The organism is Pantoea sp. USMM079 (assembly GCF_037153115.1).
Classification (GTDB): Bacteria; Pseudomonadota; Gammaproteobacteria; order Enterobacterales; family Enterobacteriaceae; genus Pantoea; species Pantoea communis.
Genome location: NZ_JBBCKX010000012.1, coordinates 96,975 through 117,738, shown reverse-complemented (window position 1 = coordinate 117,738; position 20,764 = coordinate 96,975). Strand labels below are relative to the sequence as shown.

The window sequence follows — 20,764 nt, the reverse complement described above, 5'->3', positions numbered from 1 at the left end:
ATGAATTTCATTATGTGTTCACTCGTGAGACTTGATATTTTTTACGTCCGGAGACGCTGATATCAATCCTGCGAGTGCCCACACAGATTGTCTGATAAATTGTTAAAGAGCAGTGCCGCGATTTCTCAATCGGCGCGGGATGCGTATGTTACGCTTTCCGCATTCTCAGTCAAGCATTTATTTTTGCTTTTCTGAAGGTTGCCTTGAAGACCACCTCCTGAACACTTCGCTTCGTAAGCCGTTGTTCCGTGTCAGTGGAGGCGCAGTATAGGGATTTCTTTTTGGCTGACAAGCGCTAAATGCAAATTAAATTCTGAGTGCTGTTTTTTTCGTCGAAACCCCACTAAATCGCCAGTTTTTCCAGCAATGGAAAGCCATAACGCCGTAGAACCGGTGATAATTGCACCGCCTCCTCATCCATAAGCGTGCAGAACGCCATATTTTGACCAGAAGAAACGGCGTGCGGCGCTTCATGTTCTAATAACCATACTGTGCGGCGTGCAATGGCTGCACCAGAATCCACTAGCCGCGTGCCTTCAGGCAGTACCATTTGCAGCTCGTCACGCAATAGAGGAAAGTGCGTACATCCCAGGACGACAGTGTCAGGTGGCTCTTTCATACGAAGCCAGGGTTGCACAGCATGGCGCACATCAGAGAGTTCCACCCCTTCACCATGAAGTTTCGCTTCCGCCAGCTCTACCAGTTCAGCAGAACCCAGCATTTCGATTTTGCACTCGCGCGCAAACTGCGCCACCAGCTCATGAGTATAAGGACGTTTTACCGTGCCGCGCGTTGCCAGTAATCCCACGACACCATTACGCGTGAGACGCGCAGCAGGTTTAATCGCCGGCACAACACCGACAACAGGAAACTCGAATCGCTCACGCAGTGCAGGTAAAGAAACGGTGCTAGCCGAGTTACAGGCAATGATGACTAATGCCAGCGGGAAGCGTTTTGTAATCGCCTCAACCACAGCAACCACACGCTCGACAATAAAGTCTTCGGTTTTTTCACCGTAAGGGAAACCTTCATTATCGAAGGCATATAAATAGTGAAGATCCGGCAATAACTGCCGGACCTCATCATAGACGGAGAGCCCACCGACGCCGGAGTCAAACACCAGCACGGTGGGACGCAGATCAGAAGCTGTAGCTGGCGCTGAGGTAATACTCCGTTCCTGGAGTTGGATAGCCATACACTGTCTCGTAGTCTTTATCGAACAGGTTGGCAATTCTACCACGAACGGTGAGTTGTGATGTGACCGGATACGACACTGCGAGATCCCACAAGCTCACACCGCCCAATTTCACGCGCTGCGGCGTGTAAGAGTGGTTGTAATCGTTATCGTAACGATCGCCAAGATAGTGATAGGTCACAGACCAGTCTAAATCGTAGATTGTCCAGTCGAGTTGGTATTTCACCTGCTGCTTAGCACGGCGTACCAGCTGCTGATTAGTCTCTGCATCACGCGCATCAACATAATCGTATGAGATTTGATGGCTGAGCGGGCCAGTATCGAAGGATGCTGTTGCTTCCACCCCTTTGATGCGTGCTTTATCGATGTTGTAATAAACGTACGTGCTTGGGTCGCTATCAATCAGATTGTCGATATCATTGCGGTAGCCGGATACACGCCAGTTTACCGGGCCCGTCAGCCCCTCAAAGCCCCCTTCCCACTGCTTGCTCTTTTCAGGCTTCAGATCCGGGTTACCATACGTCTGGCTGTAAAGCTGTCCTAAATTCGGCGATTTGAATGCCGTACCGTAAGAAGCGAAAACACGGTAGCCGTCAACAAACTCCCACGCGGCACTGCTCTGCCAGGTGTTATGCCAGCCAAACGCATCATTGTCGTCGCCACGTACTGCCCCTTCCAGCGTTACGCTGCCAAATTGCTGCTGCGCAGTAGCATAAATCCCAGTATTACGTTGTTCCTGACCTTCAATAGTGGAGTTAGTACCCGGTTCTGAAGTCTGTTTCTGCCAGTCCACGCCCCCGCTGATTGCACCATGTCCGACCTGCACAGTGTTACCCCACTGCAGGTTGTACTGCTGCACATCATTTAATGAGGCGGTCGCATCGTATTTACCGAGTTGCGGGCTGTAGTTGTAATCTTTGGTATGGCTGTAGCTGGCGATTAATTGGGATGAGTAGATACCCTGATTGAAGCGCAGACCGGTATCCCAGGTTTGGCTGTAAAGCTGGCGAGTATCGACAAAGGTGTTCGGCTCTACATAAGTAGGGTAACCATCGTAAGCCGTTCGGTTGTCGAAACCATAGCCACGCACGAAACCGCTGAATTCATCGTTAAATTGATGCTCCAACGATCCATACAAGGTTTTGCTCATAAAGCCGTCACGGTCTTTCTGCGCGGGATCGCCGTAAACGTCAGGCAAGTTGGCCACCACGTCGTAACCCTTGGTGTAGGTATAATTACCCGCCATGGTGAGTTTGGTGGCATCGCCCAGCATTTGCTGCGTGGAACCATCATAACTTTGGTAGCCATTGGAACCGACACCCGCCGTCAACGTGGTACCTGCTTTATCGCGGCCGGTAATAATGTTCACCACCCCACCAATCGCATCCGAACCATAAACCGCTGAACGCGCGCCACGGATATATTCGATGCGCTGCACCAGTGACAACGGAATCTGGCTTAGATCAGACGAACCAGAAATACCCGCCTGATTGAGACGAACGCCGTCAATCAATATCAGCACATGGCTGGAGTTAGTACCACGGATAAACATCGAGCTGGATTGACCAAGGCCACCGTTCTGCGCGATATCCACGCCAGGTAAACGGCGCATCACATCCGTCAGGCTTTTCGCTTGCCAGCGATCGATCTCTTCACGGGTGACTACCGTTGTCGGTGCCAGCACCGATGAAACCGGCTGAGCGAAACGATTAGCGGTAACGATTTGCGTATCATCATCCTGAGCGTAGCCATACGCAGCCCAGAGTGAAAGCGCCGTTGCACTGAAGGCACACAGCGTAGTTTTGCTTTTATTCATTGTTGTAAGCATCCAAAAGACGAAGCAGGATGCCGCAGGCCTACAACCGATAGCACGCGATGGTTGCAGTGATTGCGACGACACACCGGCAGGTCTTCGGGCTGAGAATCATATATGGTGAAAAACTTCCCATCCCACAGGACAGTGTTTAACGATCGATCACCATGACATTCTTTTACCGCTGCGCGTCAGCTCCAGATTCACACTGGATTCCCTTTTAACTCAAGGAGGCCGGCAGTCGCAGTCTACGGTTAAGAAGGTCGGGAATCCAGACTGCCAGCCATCATCTTCTCACAGAACTGGACATCAGCAGGTGAATGCCTACAATCGCCCGGCAAGCTAGCTTATTACCAGGATTAAAGATGACACCCGAACAGCTCCCGATTGAACAATACGACGCGCAACTGGCGGAAAAAGTCAGCCGTTTACAGGCGATGATGGTGCCCTTTGCCGCGCCTGACGTGGAGGTGTTCCGCTCACCGGTCAGCCACTACCGTATGCGCGCCGAATTCCGCATCTGGCATGATGGCGACGATCTGTACCACATCATCTTTGATCAAGAGACCAAGCAGCGCATCCGTGTGGATCAATTCCCTGCTGCCAGCGCGTTGATCAACCAGTTGATGCCAAAATTGATCGATGCGATCCGTGATAACAAAGCGCTGCGTTTCAAGCTGTTCCAGATCGACTACCTGTCGACGATGAGCAATCAGATTGTGATTTCGCTTTTGTATCACCGCAAGCTGGAAGCGGACTGGACGGAAGCGGCCACCGCGCTGCGCGACGCACTGCGTGCTGAAGGCATTGATGTACAGCTGATTGGTCGCGCGACCAAAACCAAAATCTGCCTTGATTGCGATTACGTCGATGAGCGCCTGCCGGTAGCAGGCAAAGAGATGATTTATCGTCAGGTGGAAAACAGCTTCACCCAGCCGAATGCGGCGATGAATATTCAGATGCTGGAATGGGCGCTGGATGTCACTGAGGGCTCACGTGGTGATTTGCTGGAACTCTATTGCGGCAATGGCAACTTCTCATTGGCGCTGGCGCGAAACTTCCATCGCGTACTGGCAACCGAGATCGCGAAACCTTCGGTGGCGTCGGCGCAGTACAATATTGCCGCCAACCATATCGATAATGTGCAGATCATTCGCATGGCGGCGGAAGAGTTTACCCAGGCGATGAATGGCGTGCGCAGCTTTAATCGTTTGGAAGGCATCGATCTGAAAAGCTATCAATGCGAGACCATCTTTGTCGATCCACCACGCAGTGGCCTGGATGAGGAAACCGTGAAGATGGTGCAGGCGTATCCACGCATCCTGTATATCTCCTGCAACCCGCAAACCCTGTGCGACAATCTTGCCACGCTGAGTGAAACCCATGACGTGTCGCGGCTAGCGTTGTTCGACCAGTTCCCGTACACCCATCATATGGAATGCGGTGTCTGGCTCACGCGTAAAGCGTAAAACAAAATGGGAACCCTGCGGTTCCCGTTGTTGTATTTAGCTCTTGTTCCTGGCACGGCGGAAGCGCGTGGCAATCCAGAACACCAGCGCCACCATCAAAATGGTCGGAATGAAGTTGGAACCGATATCCGGATATTCAGCACGCACCAGCGCGCTATACACCAGAATACCCAACAGGAAAAACGCCGCGGCCAGTGAAGGCATGCCATCGGGCATATTACGGTTAAGATAACGCTGATGCAGACACCAGGCTGCGAGGCCAAGGGCGATCAGCGGGAATATCGAAAAAGGCACAAACGTACTGAACAGCACCGAAAAGGAGCCGTTGATCGCTAAACCGGTGATAAAAGCCAGTAACAGGGTTCCTTTATCGCGTGGGTTTTGCTCAATCATTTCATTATCCTTATCACATTACTCTTCGGGTTTTTCCAGGGTCACCGCCAGACGTTCCTGCTCCCGGCGATACCAGTAATAAGCGCCTTTGGCGATCATACGTAATTGCAGCACCAGGCGATCTTCCAGCTTGCGACGCTGTTCGATATCCACATCCAGCGCTTCCGCACCGGCACTGAACACGATGGTCACCATGGCTTCGGCTTGCGCTTCGGTAAAGCTGCGCGGCATCCGATTTTCCAGCTCAAGGTAATCCGCGAGCTCAGCAATAAAGTGCTGAATTTCTCGCGCAACTGCGGCACGGAACGCGGCCGATGTTCCGGAGCGCTCGCGTAGTAAGAGACGAAAAGCGTTGGGATTGTTCCCGATAAATTCCATAAATGTGGAAACGGAGGTCTTGATGATGCTGCCGCCCTTGGCAATGCGCTGACGTGCCTGGCGCATCAACTGGCGTAACATCAGGCCACTTTCGTCGACCATGGTCAAACCCAGTTCATCCACATCTTTAAAGTGACGATAAAACGAGGTAGGTGCAATCCCGGCTTCACGCGCAACTTCACGCAAACTCAGGCTGGCAAAACTCCTTTCTGCACTTAACTGACTGAAGGCTGCTTCAATCAGCGTACGTCTTGTACGTTCTTTCTGTTGCGCCCTGACGCCCATTTTCCCGGCCTTTTAAGTGATCTGGAAGGCACTATAACAAACTTTTCAGCGTACAGTGGCGCAAAGTTTGTGACCGCCTGTGTACCTCACGCTTTGTCAAAACTGGGGATTTTTCGCTGTTAGAATTCAGAAGTGCGCGGTGAGATGTTAGAATCTCGTTGTAAAAATGTGATAGAAAAATAGGACGTACTGGTATGCAAAAGTCTTACGATTACGATGCCATTGTGATTGGCTCAGGTCCAGGCGGCGAAGGTGCGGCAATGGGCCTGGTGAAGCAGGGAGCGCGCATTGCAGTGATCGAACGCTACCATAATATCGGCGGCGGTTGTACTCACTGGGGGACCATCCCCTCCAAAGCTTTACGTCACGCTGTCAGCCGTATTATCGAGTTCAATCAAAACCCTCTTTATAGCGATCACACCCGACTCCTGCGCTCCTCATTTGCTGACATTTTGAATCACACCGAAAACGTTATCAGTCAGCAAACGGCAATGCGTCAGGGATTTTATGAGCGCAACCGTTGTGAGCTTTATCAGGGCGATGCCCATTTTGTTGATGCCAACACCATCGAAGTTGAACAGCCCGATGGCACCCGCGAACGCTTAACCGCAGAAAAATTCGTGATTGCGTGCGGTTCACGTCCTTACCATCCTGCAGACGTCGACTTTACGCACCCACGCATTTACGACTCCGACTCCATCCTCAATCTGCATCATGAACCTGGCCATGTGATCATCTACGGTGCCGGTGTGATTGGTTGCGAATACGCATCGATTTTCCGTGGCCTGAACGTCAAGGTGGACTTGATCAACACGCGCGATCGTTTGCTGGCGTTCCTCGATCAGGAAATGTCAGATTCGCTCTCCTATCACTTCTGGAACAGTGGCGTGGTAATTCGTCACAACGAAGAGTTCGAGAAGATTGAAGGTGTCAGTGACGGCGTAATCATGCACCTGAAGTCGGGCAAGAAAGTGAAAGCGGATTGCCTGCTGTATGCCAACGGCCGTACCGGTAACACCGATTCACTGGCGCTGGAAAATGTCGGGCTGGAAGCCGATGGTCGTGGCCTGTTGAAAGTGAACAGCATGTATCAGACTGCGCAGCCGCACATCTATGCAGTGGGCGACGTGATTGGTTATCCGAGTCTGGCTTCAGCCGCCTACGATCAGGGCCGTATTGCGGCACAGGCGATCATAAAAGGTGAAGCCACTGCTCATTTGATCGAAGATATTCCCACCGGGATTTATACCATTCCGGAGATCAGCTCAGTGGGTAAAACCGAACAGCAGCTGACTGCGATGAAAGTGCCTTACGAAGTGGGTCGTGCGCAGTTCAAACATCTGGCGCGTGCGCAGATTGTGGGGATGCACGTGGGTAGCCTGAAGATTCTGTTCCATCGTGAAACCAAAGAGATTTTAGGTATTCACTGCTTTGGCGAACGTGCGGCAGAAATTATTCACATCGGGCAAGCCATTATGGAGCAGAAGAACGGCGGCAACACGATCGAGTACTTCGTGAATACCACCTTCAACTATCCGACCATGGCCGAGGCCTATCGCGTCGCGGCGCTCAACGGCTTAAACCGCCTGTTTTAACGACGTGTCCAGATAACCCTGCATGTGGGTTTTGATTGCTTCTGCCAGCTGCTCATAGCGGCTGCGCAGAGGTGATCCTGGGCGATAAACCAAAGCAATCGTGCGCTGCGGAACCGGCTTATAGCAAGGCAGATAGCACACGCCATCACGCACTCGCTCATTCGGCACCGCCAGCGAAGGCAGCAAAGTAATGCCGCTTCCTGCCGCGACCATGTTGCGTAGCGTTTCCAGGCTGGTTGCGCGGAAATGGGTATCTTCATCCGCACCGGCTTCAAAGCAGAAGCCCATGGCCTGATCGCGTAAGCAGTGGCCATCTTCCAGCATCAGCAGCTTTTCGCCGGCCAGATCAGACATCGGCACACGATCGCGATCGTGCCATGGATGATCCTTGTAGATCGCCAGCTTCATCGGCTCGTCAAACAGCGGCACCTCAATAAAGGCTTCGCTCTCTTTCACCAGCGCCAGAATCGCGCAATCCAGTTTGCCACTGTCGAGTTGTGCCAGCAGTTGCTGCGTTTGCGCTTCGTGCAGGTACATTTCGAGTTTAGGGAAGGTTTGATGCAGCATGGGAATGATCTGCGGCAGCAAATACGGGCCAGTGGTTGGAATCAGACCAATATGCAGCGGTCCGGACATCGCTTCGCCCTGTTGGCTCGCCATCTCCTTCAGCACTTTGACTTCGCGCAGCACAGTTCGCGCCTGATCCACCAGCAACAGTCCAGCCTGGGTAAATAACACCTTACGGCTGGTACGCTCCAGCAGCATCACACCGAGCTCATCTTCAAGCTTTCGAATTTGACCGCTCAAGGTAGGTTGGCTGACATGACACGCATCAGCTGCACGCCGGAAATGGCGATGCTCCGCAAGCGAAACCAGATACTCCAGATCACGAATGTTCATTGATTTCCTCCAAACCACGATAGCCCGTGGCGATAGATAGAATAGCAATGAACGATTAGCCCTATCAAGCGATGAACAGGAATAATACCGGCCATAGCAAGCAATGTTGAAAAAGACGCTGAGATGACGTCGAGCATCACCTGCAATCAGCGGTAAAAATCAAAGTGTTGGCCGGGAGTGCCAGCCCTTGATGATGTGCCTATAACAATATGTATTTCTGAAGCTAGAGGTTGGCGGGCTACCGAAAAGGAGCCCGCTCTTTTTTTAGCCTAAACGCTTTTTCGCTTCAGCGATGGCAAATGCGACTTGCTGAGGCGACACACCGCCCTGTGCATTACGCTTGTCGAGGCAGGATTGCAGCGACAGAATCGGATAAACGTCATCCTCAATCACCGTACTGAACTGCTTCAATTGCGCCAGGCTTAATGCTTCCAGCGCCACGCCCTGCTTGATCGCTTCAACCACGGTTTCACCAACAATGTGGTGCGCTTCACGGAACGGTACACCTTTGGCCACCAGATAATCCGCCAGTTCGGTGGAGTTGGCGTAACCCTGCTCGGCCGCTTCCTGACAACGTGGACGTTTCACCTGAATGCCGTCCAGCACCAGTACCGACATATGCAGACAATCAACCCAGGTATCGAGCGCATCGAACAGGCCTTCTTTGTCTTCCTGCATGTCTTTGTTGTAGGCGAGCGGCAAGCCTTTCAGTGTCATCATCATGCCGGTCAGTGCGCCTTGTACACGGCCACATTTGCCGCGAATCAGCTCCAGTGCATCCGGGTTTTTCTTCTGTGGCATCAATGAAGAACCCGACGTTACTTTGTCAGACAGTTCAAGGAAGCCCGCTTCGCCAGTGTTGAAGAAAATCAGGTCTTCTGCGAAACGTGAAAGGTGAATCATGCCGATGGAGGCATCGGACAGCAGTTCCAGCACATGGTCACGATCGGACACGGTATCGAGGCTGTTGCGCGTAGCAGACGCAAAGCCTAACCAGCCGGCCAGCTGCTGACGATCGATTTCATATGCGGTGCCGGCCAGTGCGCCACAGCCCAGCGGGCTCACGTCTAAGCGCTTCAGCGTATCCTGCAGACGGCTTTCATCACGCGCCAGCATTTCTACATAGGCAAGGCACCAGTGCGCAAAGGTCACCGGCTGCGCACGCTGCAGGTGCGTATAGCCTGGCATCACCGCGTCCTGATTAGCTTCAGCGGTGGCAACGAGGGCTGATTGCAGTTCACGCGTGGCGTCCAGCAGCACTGCGACCTGCTCTTTGCACCACAGTTTCAGATCGGTGGCCACCTGGTCGTTACGGCTACGGCCAGTGTGCAGTTTTTTGCCCAGTGCGCCGACTTTGTCGATCAGCTTGCCTTCTACCCAGCTATGGATATCTTCGGCATCGCTTTGCAGAATCTGCTCTGGATTGGCGCGCACTTCTGCCAGCAGTTCATTCAATGCGGCTTCCAGTTGCTGCTGCTCATCGCTGCTCAGCACATTCACGGTAACCAGCGCTTTAGACCACGCTACCGAACCGGTGATGTCCTGCTCCGCCAGACGATAGTCAAAACGCAGTGAATCGTTGAACTGTTTAAACCGTTGGTCTGCTGCCTGCGAAAAACGTCCGCCCCAAAGTGCCATCTGCTTTACTCCTGAATGCTGTTATAGAAAGGGCGGCCCGAAGCCGCCCTTGCAAAATGTGTTATCTGCCGCGGTATTACTTCTTCAGCTCGTTCAGTGCACGAATGCGTGAAGAGAGAGAGAACAGACGGATGAAGCCGCCCGCGTGGCTGTGGTCGTAAACTTCGTCTTCGCCGAAGGTCGCGAACTCTTCCGAGTACAGGCTGTTCGCCGAGGTTTTCTGAATCGCAGTGGCGTGGCCTTTATACAGCTGCAGTACCACTTCGCCATTCACCTCTTCTGCCAGGGACTCGGCAGCAGCCTGGATAGATTTACGCAGCGGCGCAAACCAGCGACCGTCGTAAACCACATATGACATTTCGTGGCCCAGCTGCTCACGCCATTTGAAGCTGTCACGATCCAGTACCAGCTGCTCAACCGCACGCAGTGCGTTGACCATAATGGTGCCGCCAGGGGTTTCATAGCAGCCGCGAGATTTGATACCGACCAGACGGTTTTCCACGATGTCGATACGACCCACGCCGTGTTTCGCGCCCAGCACGTTCAGTTTCTCCAGGCACTGGAACGGGCTCAGCTTCTCGCCGTTTACCGCAACGACACGACCTTTCTCAACGGTCACAGTGACGTTCTCTGGCTGATCTGGCGCTTCCAGTGGATCAACGGTCCACACCCAGCAATCTTTGTTCGGTGCATTCGCTGGGCTTTCCAGCACGCCACCTTCTGTAGAGATGTGCCACGCGTTCTCATCACGGCTGTAGATTTTTTCCAGTGATGCCGTCGTTGGGATGTTACGCACTTTCAGGTAATCCAGCAGCGCTTCACGTGAACGCAGATCCCACTCACGCCATGGCGCAACCACTTTCAGCTGTGGCGCCAGTGCGGTGTAGGTGGTTTCAAAACGCACCTGATCGTTGCCTTTACCGGTCGCACCGTGGCACAGCGCGTCTGCACCGACTTTCAGCGCCAGCTCAACCTGCGCTTTGGCGATGATTGGACGTGCCATTGAGGTGCCCAGCAGGTAAGTGCCTTCGTACAAAGCACCGGTTTGCAGCACGGGATACACGTATTCGCTGATGAACTCTTCACGCAGGTCAGCAACGTGACACTCAGATGCACCAGACTGCAGCGCCTTCTTCTCAACGCCTTCCAGATCGGCTGGGTCCTGGCCAATGTTGGCCACGAATGCCACCACTTCACAACCGCCGTAATTCTCTTTCAACCATGGAATGATGGCCGAAGTATCCAGACCGCCAGAATAGGCCAGAACGATTTTTTTGATGTTTTGCGTGCTCATGTCTTAAATCCTTGATTATGCGAGAATCCGGGTGCCAATCGACACGCCGTTGAAAAGGGTTGGCAGCTGTTCAGCATGGCGCCAGCTGGCGATATCAACCGGACGACCTAAAGTACGTGCGGCATCGAGTGCCGCGTTCACTTTAACGATCATGCCATCAGTAATAATGCCCTGATCGATCAGCTGCTGTGCTTTATCGGCTGTCATCTCTTCGATACGTTGACCTTTGCCATCGAGAATACCGCTGACATCTGAAAGCAGGACTAAATCAGCACCAATGGTCGCTGCCAGCGCGGTCGCTGCCTGGTCAGCGTTGACGTTCATCAGATCGCCGCCGTCAGTAATACCGATGGAGCTGATCACCGGCATATAGCCCGCGCTCAGTAAGGTATTCACCAGCGCTGGATTACCTGGCGTCGCGTTGCCTACATGCCCGAGTTCTTCATCGAACTGCGCCACGTTTACCAGGCCCGCATCACCGAGGCATAAGCCAACGGCACCAATGCCATATTTCTTCGCCCAGGCCAGCAAGGTCTTGTTCGCTGTACCCGCCAGGGCACCAGTAATAATGTCAATCTGATCGGCTGGCGTCACGCGCAAACCGTTCTTCTTTTTCACTGGCAGAGCGAGCTTCTTCATCAGCTCGTCCACCAGGCAGCCGCCGCCGTGCACAATGATCAGCGGACGCTGATGTTCGTTGCGGTAGGCCAGCAGCGCATCAAACAAGCGGGCCAGCGCTTCTTCGCTATCCAGCAGTACGCCACCCAGCTTAATAATCAATGGATTCATTGCAGTTTCCGTCCGTTAAATCAGAGACAATGTTTCAGGGTAGCCGAAACGAATGTTTAAGCATTGAACCGCCTGCGAAGAGGCACCTTTCAGCAGGTTATCTTCGGCCGCCACCACAATCAGGTGCTCGCCCTGCATGGCAAAGCCAATATCGCAGAACGGCAAGCCGACCACGGCTTTCAGTGCCGGGACACCTTTGTCATACACACGCACCAGCGGTTTGTCGTGGTAAGCCTTGTGGAAGGCATCCGCCACGTCTTGCTGCGTCACGCCCGCTTTCAGGCGACAGGTGGTGGTCGAAAGAATACCGCGCGGGAAGCTACCCAGATGCGGGGTGAAAATCACAGGCGTACCGAGATGCGCCACGATTTCAGGATGATGACGATGATTGAACAAGCCATACGGCTGCAGGCTCACTTCACAGAAGCTGGTGCCGACGTTGGCTTTACGCCCTGCGCCGCTCACACCACTGGTGGCATTGATCACCGGCCATTGTGCATCGTTAAGCAAACCGGCTTCGACCAGCGGCTTCAATGACAATTGTGCAGCCGTTGGGTAGCAACCCGGCACAGCAACCAACTGTGCATCTTTGATTTTGTCATGCTGCCATTCGGCCAGGCCGTAAACGGCTTTATCCAGCCAATCCTGATGTTGATGGCTGAAACCATAATATTGAGTATAGAAAGCATCGTCGTTGACACGGAACGCACCGGAAAGGTCAAACACCACACAGCCTGCTTTGAGGAATTCGGGTGCCAGATCGTGGCTGACTTCATGCGCGGTCGCGAGGAACACCACATCGACTTTATCGGCCCACTCTGCGGCATCACTCAGCGGCTGCAGCGGCAAATCGACAATGCCTTTCAGCTGCGGATGCAGATCGGAGAGTAATTTTCCGGCGTCCGGGCTTTGCGCTGAAACCGCCAAAGCGGTTATGTTCATATGCGGATGGCGATTCAGGTAAGTGGCAAGCTCTACGCCAGCATAACCACTGGCACCAACGATCAGCGTATTCAACATCAGGCTGTAACCCTTTTTACAGTCACTCATTCCGGGTCGCGGCTTTGCCCCGTTGCCCACGATGCCGTTTGCAGATGATTTTACGCTTCACTTGCAAACGACGTTATTGTATTTTTATTCACTATTAATGCATGAATATTGATACATCCTAACCCAAGGACCGTCAACAGTGAAGACAAAATTACCACCTTTTATCGAACTCTACCGCCAGCTGATTGCCACACCATCGATCAGCGCCACTGACAGCGCGCTGGATCAGAGCAATGAAACTTTAATCAATTTGCTGGCGGGCTGGTTCCGCGATTTAGGCTTCAGTGTTGAAGTCCAGCCAGTCCCGGGTACGCGTCATAAGTTCAATATGCTGGCACGCAGCGGTTTGGGTGCTGGCGGCCTGCTGCTGGCAGGCCATACCGATACCGTTCCGTATGATGATGGCCGCTGGACGCGCGATCCTTTCACCCTAACCGAGCACGACAACAAGCTATACGGTTTAGGTACGGCGGATATGAAAGGCTTCTTTGCTTTTATTCTGGATGCGCTGCGTGACGTTGACGTGACCAAACTGAGCAAGCCACTGTACATCCTCGCCACCGCCGATGAAGAGACCACCATGGCCGGTGCGAAGTACTTTTCCGAATCCACCCAGTTGCGTCCAGATTGCGCCATCATTGGTGAGCCGACCTCACTGAAGCCGGTGCGCGCGCACAAAGGTCATCTGTCGAACGTGATTCGTATTCAGGGTCAGTCAGGCCACTCCAGCGATCCTTCACGCGGTGTGAACGCCATTGAGCTGATGCATGAATCCATTACCCAGCTGATGCAACTGCGCAATACCCTGAAAAATCGCTATAACCACGATGGATTTGCGATTCCTTACCCGACCATGAACTTTGGTCACATTCACGGTGGCGATGCCGCGAACCGTATCTGCGCCTGCTGCGAATTGCACATGGATATTCGTCCGCTGCCGGGCTTAACTCTGAGCGATTTGGATGGCTTGCTGAATGAAGCATTGGCGCCAGTAAGCGAACGCTGGCCGGGGCGTTTAACGGTAGGTGAACTGCACCCGCCGATTCCTGGCTACGAATGTCCGGCCGATCATGAGCTGGTGAAAGTGGTAGAGAAACTGCTGGGTGTGCCGACTGAAGTGGTGAACTATTGCACCGAAGCGCCTTTTATCCAGCAATTGTGTCCAACGCTGGTTTTAGGTCCAGGATCGATCAATCAGGCGCACCAGCCAGATGAATTTATCGATACCGCATTTATTAAGCCAACTCATGCGCTTATCACGCAGGTTGTTCAGCATTTTTGTCACTGATTAACAATAGATGGGGCAATTCACTGTTAAAACAGTAAATTGCCCGGTCATTGTTCGGGATTTGATAATAAGAATAACTTATCTCGCTTCCCCCCAAGTTAATTCTATGAATTTCCGGTAGTTAGCAGCGAATTATCGTCAATTTAAGTCAATTGACGAACAGGAAGAACCGTGGCTAGATAAAAGACGATGTTATGCCCGTTGGGTGTAAGGGTACTTTCAAGACGATAAGGGTGTCAGGGTCAAATGAACGAACAATATTCCGCAATGCGAAGTAATGTCAGTATGCTCGGCAAACTGCTCGGGGATACGATAAAGGATGCACTGGGAGAGAACATCCTCGATCGGGTGGAAACCATCCGCAAACTCTCTAAGTCCTCCCGCGCAGGCAATGACACCGATCGTAAGGAACTGCTGAACACGCTGCAAAACCTGTCTAATGACGAGTTACTACCTGTTGCACGCGCGTTTAGCCAGTTCCTCAACCTGACCAACGTGGCAGAGCAGTATCAGACCATCTCCCGCAGCGGCGATGGCGCGAATAATCCGGAAATCCTGAAGAAGACCTTTGAGCGTCTGAAGCAGCAAAACGACATCAGCGAAAGTTCGATTCGCCAGGCGATCGAAGAACTGTCGCTGGAGCTGGTGCTGACCGCTCACCCAACGGAGATCACCCGACGTACGCTGATCCACATGCTGGGCGAAGTGAATAGCTGCCTGCAGCAACTCGACCACAGCGATCTCTCCGATTACGAGCGCACGCAAGTCATGCGTCGCCTGCGTCAGTTGGTCGCACAAGCCTGGCATACCGATGAAATCCGTAAGTATCGTCCAACACCGATTGATGAAGCCAAATGGGGCTTTGCCGTGGTCGAAAATAGCCTGTGGCAAGGCGTACCGGCATTCCTGCGCGAGCTGAACGAGCAGGTTGAAGAGACCTTTGGTATTAAGTTGCCCGTCGATTTCGTGCCGATTAAATTCACCTCGTGGATGGGCGGCGATCGCGACGGTAACCCGAACGTCACCGCACCTATCACACGCCATGCGATGCAGTTGAGCCGCTGGAAAGCCGCCGATCTGTTCCTGCGCGACGTGGGCGTGCTGATTTCTGAACTGTCGATGTCCGAATGCAGCGATGAAGTACGCGAGTTGTGCGGCGATCCAGAAGCGCTGGAACCGTACCGCATGATTCTGAAGCGCATCCGTGGCCAGCTGATGACCACGCAAGCTTATTTAGGCCGTCGTTTGAAAGGCGAGCGCCTGCCGCGCCCTGCCGATCTACTGGTCTCGAACGATCAACTGTGGCAACCGCTGTTCGCCATCTATCAATCTCTGCAACAGTGCGGCATGGGCATCATCGCCAACGGTCAGTTGCTGGATACGCTGCGTCGCGTGAAGTGTTTCGGCGTGCCGTTGGTGCGCATCGATATCCGTCAGGAGAGCACCCGCCACACCGAAGCGATTGCCGAAGTGACGCGCTATCTGGGACTGGGTGACTACGAAAGCTGGTCAGAAGCCGACAAACAGGCGTTCCTGATCCGCGAACTGAATTCCAAACGTCCGCTGCTGCCGCATCAATGGGAGCCGGGCGACAACACCCGTGAAGTGCTGGACACCTGTAAAGTGGTGGCTGAAGCGCCGCAAGGTTCCATCGCCTCTTACGTAATTTCGATGGCGAAAACGCCATCGGACGTGCTGGCGGTGCACTTGCTGTTAAAAGAAGCCGGTATTCCTTACGCGATGCCGGTAGCGCCACTGTTCGAAACCCTCGACGATTTGAACAACGCCAATGACGTCATGACACAGTTGCTGAGCATCGATTGGTATCGTGGCTTCATCAACGGCAAACAGATGGTGATGATTGGTTATTCCGACTCGGCGAAAGATGCCGGCGTGATGGCCGCCAGCTGGGCGCAGTACGAAGCACAGGATGCGTTGATCAAGACCTGTGAGAAAGCCGGCATCACGCTGACGCTGTTCCACGGACGCGGCGGTTCCATCGGCCGTGGCGGCGCACCGGCACACGCAGCACTGCTGTCGCAACCGCCGGGCAGCCTGAAAGGCGGCCTGCGCGTGACCGAACAAGGCGAGATGATTCGCTTCAAATATGGTTTGCCAGAAGTCACCATCGCCAGCCTGTCGCTGTATACCGGTGCGATTCTGGAAGCCAACCTGATGCCACCGCCCGAGCCTAAGCGCGAGTGGAAAGAGATCATGAACGGTTTGTCAGCCCATTCCTGCGCCATGTATCGCGGCTATGTGCGTGAAAACCCGGACTTCGTACCGTATTTCCGTTCGGCCACGCCAGAGCAAGAGCTGGGTAAACTGCCACTCGGTTCACGTCCGGCGAAGCGTCGACCTACCGGCGGCGTGGAATCACTGCGTGCGATTCCGTGGATCTTCGCCTGGACGCAGAACCGCTTGATGCTGCCAGCCTGGCTCGGTGCCGGTGCGGCGCTGCAGAAGGCGATGGACGAAGGGCATCAGGACCAGCTGGAAGCGATGTGTAGCCAATGGCCGTTCTTCGCCACCCGTCTGGGCATGCTGGAGATGGTGTTCTCGAAAGCTGACCTGTGGCTGGCGGAGTATTACGATCAGCGTCTGGTTGATAAATCACTGTGGCCGCTGGGTCTGCAGTTGCGCGATCAGCTGGCTGCGGATATCAAAGCCGTGTTGACCATCGCCAACGATGCGCATTTGATGGCTGACCAGCCATGGATCGCCGAGTCTATCGCGCTGCGTAACGTTTACACCGATCCGCTCAACGTGTTGCAGGCTGAACTGCTGCATCGTGCACGTGCGCAGGAAGAGCGTGGTGACGAGCCGGATGCGCGTGTTGAACAAGCGTTGATGGTGACGATTGCGGGTGTAGCAGCGGGTATGCGTAATACGGGCTAGTGGCGTAAAACGCTAATCACGAAGGGGCCAATGTGCCCCTTTTTTAATGGGTGTTGCGCGTCGCGGGAAGAGGCGGCAATTACGTAAAGCCGCTGTCTCGTCCCTGATCGCTCGGCGTGCGCCATCCATGGCGCCCAACGCTTTACTCCATTTGCCGCCTCTTCCCGCTGGGTAACATGGTGCCAATGAAAAGAGGGCACATTGGCCCCCTCATAATTCTTTTTAATAAAATCAGTTCGTTAAGGTCGGACGCACACCCAGCGTGTGACAGATGGCGTAACTCAATTCTGCGCGGTTCAGCGTGTAGAAGTGGAAATCCTTCACCCCTTCGCGTGACAGGATTTTCACCATGTCCATGGCGATATTGGCGCCGACCATTTTGCGGGTTTCTGGATCGTCATCCAGTCCGGCAAACATCGCATTCATCCAGCCCGGCACGCGCACGTTAGTCATGGTGGCAAAGCGCTGCAGCTGTTTGAAGTTAGATACCGGCAAAATGCCCGGCACGATTTCGACATCAATGCCTGCCGCAACACAGCGATCGCGGAAGCGCAGGTAACTCTCAACATCAAAGAAGAACTGCGTGATGGCGCGGTTGGCACCAGCATCAACCTTACGCTTCAGGTTGATCAAATCCGCTTGCGCACTTTTCGCTTCAGGATGCACTTCCGGATAAGCGGCTACGGAGATATCAAAATCGCCCACTTCTTTAAGCAATTCAACCAAATCAGCGCCGTACATTTCAGGCTTGCCGCTACCCGGAGGCAAATCGCCGCGCAGAGCCACGATGTGACGGATACCGTTATCCCAGTAATCGCGCGCGATGGCGCGTAACTCATCACGCGTGGCATCAATGCAGGTCAGATGAGGAGCCGCTTCCAGGCCGGTGCGCTCTTTAATGCCTTTGATGATGCTGTGTGTACGGTCGCGTTCGCCAGAGTTCGCACCGTAGGTGACAGAGAGGAATTTCGGTTTCAGGATGCTCAGTCGATCAATCGAACTCCACAAGGTTTCTTCCATTTCACTGGTGCGAGGCGGGAAAAATTCAAAAGAGACATTAATTTGCCCGTTCAGCTCAGCCAGGCTTTGGTTCAACGCTTCGCGCTGATTGGCGTGAAAGAAACTCATCCAGATTACCTCGTCGTCACATATCGATTAACTTGCGGCCTGCGAACATCTATACGTTTAGACGTCCAGATGTACAAAATGAACCATTAGCGCGTTAGCGTCAACTTAAAATTAATGTACAGGCGTGACAAATATTCAATCAAGTTGAAAGAGTTTCATGTTCGCGAAGAGGGTGAAAAGCGCAGACGGCGGGCACCGTCTGCGTTGCAAGGCAGACTACAGCAGTTGTGCGAGGCGATTGATATCCGATTGTAACGCACCGGCTGTCACATCACGGCCGGCGCCCGGCCCGCGGATCACCAGCGGATTATCACGATACCAGCGGCTTTCGATAGCAAACACGTTATCGCACGGCAGCAGTGAAGCCAGCGGGTGTTCCGGACGCACCGCTTCCACCCCCACACGGGCCTTTCCGTTGGCATCGAAACGTGCCACATAGCGCAGCACCAGGCCCATCTCCTGCGCCGCTTCAAAGCGTTGCAGCATTTGGTCATTCAACTCGTCGGCATTCTCGAAGAAGTGGTCAATCGATTCTTCTTCGCAATCCGACGGCACCAGCGATTCAACACGCACCTGATCCGGCTCGATGTCATAACCGGCTTCACGCGCCAGGATGACCAGCTTGCGCATCACATCCTGCCCCGACAGATCTACGCGCGGATCGGGTTCGGTGAGACCTTGCTGCCAGGCCTGATCCACCAGCTCACTGAACGGCACGGTGCCATCAAATTGCAGGAACAGCCAGGACAGCGTGCCGGAGAAAATACCACTGATGGCCAGAATGCTGTCGCCGCTTTCGCGCAGATCGCGCACCGTATGGTTCACCGGTAATCCTGCGCCTACCGTGGCGTTATATAGCCAGTGACGGCCGGTTTTGGCGAACGCATCACGAATCTGCCGCCAACTCTGGCTGCTGGATGCGCCTGCGACTTTGTTCGCGCTAATGACATGGAAACCGTGGCTGGCAAAATCAAGATATTGCTGTGCCAGCGGTGCGCTGGCGGTGACGTCCAGCACCACTAAATCATCGAACGGATGGGCGCGCATCCACAGGAACAGCGACTCTTCATCGCGTTCTTCGGCTTCGTCATCAAAAAAGGCGAGCGCACGGCTGGCTTCCAGACCTTCGTAGCTCAGCAAACTACGACTGCTATCCGCCACGCCTGCCAACACATACTCAAAGCCGGTACGCGCCGATAAGCCTTCCTGCTCGCGGGCAAACAACTCCAGCCAGCGTGAGCCGATATTGCCTTTACCAAACAGCATCAGACCGATGCGCTTTTCCGCGCGGAACAATGACTGGTGCAGCCCCTGAATCAGGTGCTGCGTCGGTCCTACGCGCAGTACGGCAACAATACTGATGTGATCTTCTGACTGCCAGACAAACTCAACCGGCTGGTCTTTGATCTGTTGCCAGAAACGATGGCTATGGAGCGGGTTACGCGTCACGCCTGCGCCGACCAACGCCACCAACGCTAAGCCATCGCGCAGTTGCAGATGACCCGGCAGCGCAGCGTCCTGCAACAAATTGAATGCGCTGTTCACCACTTCGGAGGTGTAGCAGAGTTGCAGCAAACGGCGATCGGGATGGACACCCATCGCCAGCGGACGCAGTTGCGCACGCTTCAGCAGCAGATCGATCTCTTTCTGCTGCGTTTTGAAATCGTGGTTTTCTGGGATGTGAATCTCTACCAGGCACACATCGTCGTGGCTGGTGACAATACGCGCGCCGGTACCAGAAGCCAGTACGCGCTCAATGCGCGTTGAGCCCTGCTCAGGTTGATAGCTGCAACGCAACTGCAGATCGATATCGCTATTCGACACGGGCTGCAGCGTACGTGTATGCAATACCGGTGCGGCCAGACGCGCCAGTTCGCTGGCCTCATCTAAGCGCAGTAAAGGCAGCAAACAGGCGTCGGACACTTTACGCGGATCGGCGCTATAGACACCGGCCACATCGCTCCAGATGGTGACACGGTTTACGCCTGCCAGCGCACCGATCTGCGTGGCTGAGTAGTCCGAACCATTGCGACCCAGTAACACCGTTTCACCGGCATCGCTACGGCTGATAAAGCCGGTTACTACCAAACGCTTATGAGGATGCTGAGCCAGCAGCGCCTGTAGCAATGGCCAGGACTTGCCTTCATCGACCTGTGGCTGCGCAGCACGTTCGGCACGCAGAAAGTCACGCGCGTCCAGCCATGCAGACTCGATATCACGCTGGCTCAGCACTGCCGCCATCAAGCGTGCCGACCAGATTTCACCGTGCCCCACCACTTCGGCATACACCCCATCGGTGATAGCGCCGTCAAGCAGTGCCGCCAGACGTTCTAAATCGCGAATAAAGGCAGCGGTCAGCGTTTCAGCAAATTCAACAGGCAACAGCGCAGCGATCAGTTCGCTGTGAAAACGGCGTAAAGCTTGTTGCACCTGATGGGCAGATAAGCGATCGCTCTGGCTCAGTTTAAGCCAGCTAATCAGCTGGTTGGTGGTGCTGCCTGCGGCAGAGACCACCATTAAATCACCCGGCTGGCTGTAATCCGCCATGATGCTGGCGACACGTTGATAACAACGTGCATCCGCCAGGCTACTGCCACCAAATTTATGCAACTGCTTGTTCGGCGTTCCCGCGCCTGCTGAACTTGTCATGC

General features: G+C 53.9%; 15 protein-coding genes and 1 riboswitch. Of the genes, 4 read left to right on the top strand and 11 right to left on the bottom strand.

The genetic code is table 11. The features are described from left to right. Positions 1-343: 343 nt before the first annotated feature. Positions 344-1,195, bottom strand: coding sequence for a glutamate racemase (gene murI, locus WFP70_RS16660; protein WP_058960101.1), 852 nt, complete (start codon positions 1,193-1,195; stop codon positions 344-346). Next, positions 1,140-3,011: a TonB-dependent vitamin B12 receptor BtuB gene (gene btuB, locus WFP70_RS16655; protein ID WP_337023871.1), complete on the bottom strand. Its 1,872-nt coding sequence runs from the start codon at positions 3,009-3,011 to the stop codon at positions 1,140-1,142. The genes murI and btuB overlap by 56 nt, the downstream gene beginning before the upstream one ends. A 70-nt stretch (positions 3,012-3,081) precedes the next feature. Next, positions 3,082-3,261, bottom strand: a riboswitch (cobalamin riboswitch). A gap of 112 nt (positions 3,262-3,373) precedes the next feature. On the opposite strand from btuB, the gene trmA reads away from it, so the two are divergent. Next, entirely contained in the window at positions 3,374-4,477 is a 1,104-nt protein-coding gene (gene trmA, locus WFP70_RS16650) for a tRNA (uridine(54)-C5)-methyltransferase TrmA (protein ID WP_337023870.1), read from the top strand. 36 nt (positions 4,478-4,513) lie between these two features. Here trmA and WFP70_RS16645 read toward each other — a convergent pair whose 3' ends face one another. Continuing rightward, complete coding sequence (locus WFP70_RS16645; protein ID WP_034823705.1) at positions 4,514-4,870, bottom strand: YijD family membrane protein; 357 nt, start codon at positions 4,868-4,870, stop codon at positions 4,514-4,516. Between the two features lie 18 nt (positions 4,871-4,888). Next, positions 4,889-5,533, bottom strand: coding sequence for an HTH-type transcriptional repressor FabR (gene fabR, locus WFP70_RS16640; RefSeq protein ID WP_034823706.1), 645 nt, complete (start codon positions 5,531-5,533; stop codon positions 4,889-4,891). A 194-nt stretch (positions 5,534-5,727) separates the two neighbouring features. Between fabR and sthA the strand changes: the two genes are divergently transcribed. Beyond that, positions 5,728-7,128, top strand: coding sequence for a Si-specific NAD(P)(+) transhydrogenase (gene sthA, locus WFP70_RS16635; RefSeq protein WP_021506825.1), 1,401 nt, complete (start codon positions 5,728-5,730; stop codon positions 7,126-7,128). Here the strand turns inward: sthA and oxyR are convergent. The 5 genes from oxyR to argC all read right to left on the bottom strand — a co-directional run bounded on the left by oxyR (position 7,111) and on the right by argC (position 12,769). Continuing rightward, complete coding sequence (gene oxyR, locus WFP70_RS16630) at positions 7,111-8,028, bottom strand: DNA-binding transcriptional regulator OxyR (RefSeq protein WP_034823715.1); 918 nt, start codon at positions 8,026-8,028, stop codon at positions 7,111-7,113. The genes sthA and oxyR overlap by 18 nt on opposite strands. A gap of 264 nt (positions 8,029-8,292) precedes the next feature. Then, positions 8,293-9,666, bottom strand: a complete 1,374-nt coding sequence (argH, locus tag WFP70_RS16625) for an argininosuccinate lyase (protein ID WP_337023869.1) — start codon at positions 9,664-9,666, stop codon at positions 8,293-8,295. Positions 9,667-9,742: 76 nt separating this feature from the next. After that, complete coding sequence (locus WFP70_RS16620) at positions 9,743-10,960, bottom strand: argininosuccinate synthase (protein WP_337023868.1); 1,218 nt, start codon at positions 10,958-10,960, stop codon at positions 9,743-9,745. Between the two features lie 15 nt (positions 10,961-10,975). Next, on the bottom strand, positions 10,976-11,749 hold the full coding sequence (gene argB, locus WFP70_RS16615) for an acetylglutamate kinase (RefSeq protein ID WP_058960105.1): 774 nt from the start codon (positions 11,747-11,749) through the stop codon (positions 10,976-10,978). A 15-nt stretch (positions 11,750-11,764) separates the two neighbouring features. Next, a complete protein-coding gene (gene argC / locus WFP70_RS16610; RefSeq protein ID WP_337023874.1) occupies positions 11,765-12,769 on the bottom strand; it encodes an N-acetyl-gamma-glutamyl-phosphate reductase in 1,005 nt (334 codons plus the stop codon). Between the two features lie 169 nt (positions 12,770-12,938). Between argC and argE the strand changes: the two genes are divergently transcribed. Both argE and ppc read left to right on the top strand, forming a co-directional pair. After that, on the top strand, positions 12,939-14,087 hold the full coding sequence (argE, locus tag WFP70_RS16605; RefSeq protein ID WP_045815696.1) for an acetylornithine deacetylase: 1,149 nt from the start codon (positions 12,939-12,941) through the stop codon (positions 14,085-14,087). 246 nt (positions 14,088-14,333) lie between these two features. After that, positions 14,334-16,985, top strand: a complete 2,652-nt coding sequence (gene ppc / locus WFP70_RS16600; RefSeq protein WP_211729381.1) for a phosphoenolpyruvate carboxylase — start codon at positions 14,334-14,336, stop codon at positions 16,983-16,985. 231 nt (positions 16,986-17,216) lie between these two features. On the opposite strand, the gene metF is transcribed toward ppc, so the two are convergent. After that, positions 17,217-18,113, bottom strand: coding sequence for a methylenetetrahydrofolate reductase (gene metF / locus WFP70_RS16595; RefSeq protein ID WP_337023867.1), 897 nt, complete (start codon positions 18,111-18,113; stop codon positions 17,217-17,219). 216 nt (positions 18,114-18,329) lie between these two features. Next, positions 18,330-20,762: a bifunctional aspartate kinase/homoserine dehydrogenase II gene (locus WFP70_RS16590; protein ID WP_337023866.1), complete on the bottom strand. Its 2,433-nt coding sequence runs from the start codon at positions 20,760-20,762 to the stop codon at positions 18,330-18,332. Positions 20,763-20,764: the final 2 nt, after the last annotated feature.